This is a genomic window from Streptomyces sp. NPDC087420, from assembly GCF_044744165.1.
Classification (GTDB): domain Bacteria; phylum Actinomycetota; class Actinomycetes; order Streptomycetales; family Streptomycetaceae; genus Streptomyces.
In genome coordinates, this window is the sequence record NZ_JBIUXU010000045.1 from 1 (window position 1) to 1,037 (window position 1,037).

Here is a 1,037-nt window from a genome sequence, read left to right on the forward strand (position 1 = left end):
TGGGCTTTAATTTCAGTACTCATCATGACCTCTTTTTGTTTTGTCCAGCGGTACTGCTGAATAAACGATCTTCCACTGGAAAAGTACACACCGAGAGCAGTTTACAGAATTGTTAACACCCTGAAAAGGCTCATTTCGTGATGTAACTCCCAACCTTTCGTAGCAGCAGCAAAAAATTCTGCCTCAGCCTAAATCATAACCACCCGCATAGCGGGTGGTTTGCTCTAGCCCTATAAGGGCTTATTACCGACTGCGCCTAAATGACGCTGCTTTCTCTTCGTTCAAGCTAAGTGTCTTTGCTACTTTGTCTTACCCCTTGAAGGGGTCTATATGCTCTTTCGTACTCAGTTTATCTGACATTAAATCTGACTTTTCTTGCTCTCTGATATACTTCTGAATTGTTGCTTCATTTAACCCTACCGTACTTACATAGTAGCCTTCTGACCAAAACTTTCTATTGCCAAATTTATATTTTAAATTCGCATGTCTATCAAAGATCATCAACGAACTTTTACCCTTCAAATACCCCATAAAGCTTGAAACACTTAACTTTGGGGGAATACTGACTAGCATATGAACATGATCTGGCATCAGATGCCCTTCGATTATTTCAACACCTTTATACTTACAAAGGTCTCGTAATATCTCACCCACACTTGAACGAATATTATTAAAAATCACTTTCCGTCTGAATTTCGGCGAAAAGACGATATGGTATTTACACAGCCACTTTGTATGCGCTGAGCTTTGTGCTTTAATGCCCATAAACACCTTTCCTTATTTAAGTTACGAATATTAGCTTGAACATCTATATCGTAACGGAAAGGTGTTTTTCTTGGTATAACCCTTTGACTCCACCCGCAAAGCAGGTGGTTTTATGTTTAAGACGCTAACGCGACTTAAACTGGCTAAAGCCATAAATAAAAAAGCCAATGTGTTTCCACATTGGCTTCAATTCGCTTTGGCGATAAACAGCATACTAGAGATACTGTTTATCTGTGCGATTAAAGAAAATTATTTTTTCTTTTTCGCTTTTG

Annotated in this window: 1 protein-coding gene; it reads right to left on the minus strand. The window is 38.8% G+C overall.

All coding sequences use genetic code 11. The annotated features are described in order from the left end of the window. Positions 1-309: 309 nt before the first annotated feature. Complete coding sequence (gene tnpA / locus ACIO1C_RS35940) at positions 310-765, minus strand: IS200/IS605 family transposase (protein WP_272680812.1); 456 nt, start codon at positions 763-765, stop codon at positions 310-312. Positions 766-1,037: the final 272 nt, after the last annotated feature.

Coding starts and splice junctions, on each gene's coding strand:
- tnpA (WP_272680812.1), bottom strand. CDS start 765: ATGGGCATTAAAGCACAAAGCTCAGCGCATACAAAGTGGCTGTGTAAA.